3 protein-coding genes are annotated in these 3802 nt (G+C 39.8%); 2 read left to right on the top strand and 1 reads right to left on the bottom strand.

From position 1 onward, the window contains the following. The first annotated feature begins 67 nt into the window (after positions 1-67). On the top strand, positions 68-811 hold the full coding sequence (locus tag Q0296_RS00160; protein WP_298035581.1) for a hypothetical protein: 744 nt from the start codon (positions 68-70) through the stop codon (positions 809-811). A gap of 90 nt (positions 812-901) precedes the next feature. On the opposite strand, the gene Q0296_RS00155 is transcribed toward Q0296_RS00160, so the two are convergent. Continuing rightward, positions 902-2272 carry an OprD family outer membrane porin gene (locus Q0296_RS00155; RefSeq protein WP_298035580.1) on the bottom strand — a complete coding sequence of 457 codons (1371 nt, stop codon included), beginning with the start codon at positions 2270-2272 and terminating at the stop codon, positions 902-904. 203 nt (positions 2273-2475) lie between these two features. Between Q0296_RS00155 and Q0296_RS00150 the strand changes: the two genes are divergently transcribed. Beyond that, positions 2476-3802 (top strand): dynamin family protein (locus Q0296_RS00150; RefSeq protein WP_298035579.1); only part of this gene is annotated, 1327 nt, incomplete at its 3' end.

The raw sequence follows: 3802 nt of genomic DNA, 5'->3' as shown, positions 1-3802 counted from the left end.
AATAAAATCATAATAATTTAAACTTTAGTTTGGTACTATTTTGTCAGATTTACAAAAAGGTAAAATGATGAAAAAGGCTCTATTTCTAGGATTTAGCGCACTTTTATTATTAGTGGGCTGCAAGGAAAGCAATATAGGCATTGTTAAAAACTATATTTTAAAAGGTAATAAATCAATAACGATAGGCTCGGCGATAGATAGCTTTAAAGGTTGCTCAAGTACTCAGTGGCAAGACATTAGTAGCGATGGAAAGAAAGTGGTTAAAGTAAGCTGCGTAGTGGGGAAAAATGTACTTGAAGATGAGTTTAAAAGAAAAAATAACGGCTACATAAAAGCTCTAAATAATGCCAAGGCTGCTCAGCAAAAAAGAGTTGATGATAGCTTAGAGCTAGCACTTGATAGCGCAAATAGCATATTAAAGAACGGCAAAAGCATAGACAAAGAGACTATTTTATCTATCGCGAACAAGCACTGTAAATTTGATCCAACGAAAGAAAGCGTTAGCTATATAGCCTCTATTGGCTGTGATCTCGAGTTTAAAAATGAGCTTGCTCAAATTTTAGATATCAAGCAAAAATGGGTCTTTGACAACGTTGTAGCTCAAAGCAAATATGCCGCCTACTACTCGCAAAAAGAGCCAGAAGTGATCTATTTTGGTGAAAATACTAAAAAGATAAATGAGAGAGTTATTGAACTTACTTTCACGATAAATAGCGATAAAAGTGTTAATATCTCAAAGGTTACAAAAATAGATGACGGCGATACAAAAGATATAAACCGTGGTTTGGTGGCAATGTTTTATGCAAGATAAATTTTGCTACTAAAATAAATATATTTAAGTTTAAAAGTATTACATTTTAAAAGCATGCTCTTACTTATTTGCAAGAGCAAATTAGCTATTTTAGAAATTAAAGTTGTATTTTGCTTGCAACCAAAGCTCGTTATTGTCTTTTTTGACACTTTTTCCATTAGCTGCACGAAGATCTCTCTCAAGCGCGGCATATGTTGCCGATACTCCAAGCCCCTTAACCTGCGGTATATCGTAACTAAGCACTGCTGCAAAGCCTTTTACATCCATACTTGTGCCTTTTGCTTGACCTATGCCACGGCCTTTATGAGTGCCGTTATTTAAGCTATCTTGCTCGCCTTTTACAAACTGAAGTGAGGTTTTTAAGCCATCAATACCAACTGCTTTGAAGTTATAGTCAAGCACAATCTTATGCACCTGCATGCCTGCGTAGGCTGTATAGACAAATGGCCCACGTATCGGCAAAAATGTATATGAGCCAGGGCCATTTCCGATACCAAGGATAGTTGAGTTGTTTTTAGAATTTATAGAGTAAGCATAGCTCGCACTAAAGCCTGCAAGCTCGTAGATACCTACCCTTAGGTTGTACATATTACCATCTAGATGTGACTCTCCCATTTGGCCATTTGTGCGCGAGCCCTTATACATCGCATCAAACCCGAGCTTAAATGCGTCAAAGCCCAGTCTATAGTTTGCTTCAAGAATATATAAATTTACGTCATCGCCCCTGTTTGCATAGTACTCCACGCCGCTAGCTCTTGCGTATGCTGCGGTTAGTTTTAGGCCTGGCACGGAGCTATTTTGCACGGCACCAGTGAAGATATTGTCAAATTTTAGCGCATAAGGTCCAAGACCAGCAACTATCACTCTATCTTTAAAGCTTGGTGCTCTGCCGACATCATCTATATCGTTGCTGCTTCCAGCGTCGTTCATAGTGACCTTACTGCGGCCTTGAAATTTATAAAACCAAGCCGCTCTTAAAGATGTATCTGGGATATCTTTGTTCTCTATGCTAACGCCCTCAAACGCCTCCTTATAAGCCCTCGTGTAGTTGCCAGCAACGAGCGGCGAGACATAATACTGGCGTCCTGCGATGATATCGGTCTTGCCGATGCTATATCCTAAATAAAGCTCGCTTAAGACTGCGCCATTTGCGTACCACTCTTTGTCATACATCGTTTTTGCAGGCTTTTTAGGCGTAAATGGTGAGCCATAAGCTTGACCTGTCATGCCAACTCTAAATCCATAAAAGGCGTCTGTGACGTAGCCAGCCTCAAGTCCGACACCAAATATGCTGTGATATTTATCATCGCTTCGCTCATCTTTTTGCGTAGCGTATGTGGCTTTTACACCTGCGCTAAATTTGCCGTTGCTAAGCGCTTCTGCAAGAGTGTCAGCAGCATTTAGTGCCGTAGCTAGACAGCTAGCAGCGACCAATGATAGTGCGATTTTACTTGCTTTCATGAGGAACTCCTTATATAAAGTTGAAATTTTCTTATTAATGTATTTTATCAAGATATTATCGTGCAAAAATATCACTTGGCTTAAATTTGACTTTTACACGTAAAATTTTTTGGGAAAAATCACAGAGTTCTCATATTTAAACTTTGATAGCTTCATAAGTAAAAATTTAATAAAATCCAGAAATCTTAATGAAAAGAGTCTTTATGGATGAGTTTTTAAACCACGCTTGGCGTGCAAATAAAATTTACACCAGTACCGACGCTAGCGTGCCATTTTACCCTGATCTGCTCGCACTCCTTCTAGCTTGCGACGAGAGAAATTTAGATGAATTTATGGCGCTTGATGAGTTTAGGCATATCTTAAAAAAGCTTCACATCGGCCTTGATATCTTTAGCATACAAAGCGCACAGCTAGCTACTCTTAAAGCACTAAATGAGGCCAAAATTTCAAGCGACGAGTTAGCAGGCTACCTTGTAAAACTACGTGATGAAAATATCATTGGCTCTCAGAAATTTGACTTTTTAGCTGGGCTACTTAGCAAAAACCAAAGCGAGAGCGAGAGCAAAATTTCGCACGTCAAGCCAAAAGATCACTTTCATAAAAATTTAGACTTTTTAAACGAGATAAATGAAAAAGCAAGCAGGCTTGATAGCGACAAAGCCTTCATAGAGGCCCTTAAGGCGTCTAAAAAAAGATCAAATGAAACGCTTTTTAACATTGCAGTAAGCGGCGTCATAAACTCTGGCAAATCAACCCTTCTAAACGCCCTTTTAAACAAGTCCGTCCTTGGCGCTTCAAACGTGCCAGAAACTATAAATTTAACCATTTTAAAGCACGATAAAAATAGCCATGCAAGGGTAAATTTTTACAGCATTGATGAGCTCGCAGCACTTGGTTTGACAAGCGAAAATTTACCAAGTAGCAGCGTAGATATTGGCATAGACGAGATCAAAAATTACACTTCATCTAGCTCAAAAACGGCAAATTTAGTAAAAAGCGTCGAGCTTTATGACGACTTGGAGCTTTTAAAGGACAATGTCTGCATCATAGACACGCCTGGTATCGATGACGCCGTGGTTTTAAGAGAACAGATCACGACAAATTTCATGAGAGAGTGCGACCTCTTAGCTCACCTCATGAACGCCTCGCAAAGTGCCACGCAAAAGGACGCGCACTTTTTAAGAGCCTGCCTTGAAAACTCGCACATAGTTAGGGTTGCGATCGTGCTAACACACGCTGATACGCTAAACGCAAAAGAGCTTCACGACACGCTTAGCTACACAAAAAAGGCGATCGGCGAGCAGATAAATGGCGTGGAGATCGACTACTTCGTGCTTAGCGCAAAGTCTTATTTAGAGGGCGGCGAAAATAGCGGTGTGGAGGAGTTTAAAGAGCATCTTTACGATGTGCTTTTTGGCAAAAACTCGAAAAAATCAGCCCTCATTTTAAGCTCATATCAAAAAGAGCTGCAAAATATCTTATCGAGCAAGCTTGAGGCGACAAAGGGCGAAATTTTATCACTGCAGGCCC

Origin of the sequence: uncultured Campylobacter sp., assembly GCF_937890585.1 — a bacterium.
GTDB lineage: Bacteria > Campylobacterota > Campylobacteria > Campylobacterales > Campylobacteraceae > Campylobacter_A.
The sequence above is the reverse complement of the archived record's forward strand: the minus strand, read 5'-3'. Positions and strand labels throughout refer to the sequence as shown.

Excerpts from the sequence above, each read along its gene's own strand:
- Q0296_RS00160 (WP_298035581.1), top strand. The coding sequence starts at position 68 with ATGAAAAAGGCTCTATTTCTAGGATTTAGCGCACTTTTATTATTAGTG.
- Q0296_RS00155 (WP_298035580.1), bottom strand. The coding sequence starts at position 2,272 with ATGAAAGCAAGTAAAATCGCACTATCATTGGTCGCTGCTAGCTGTCTA.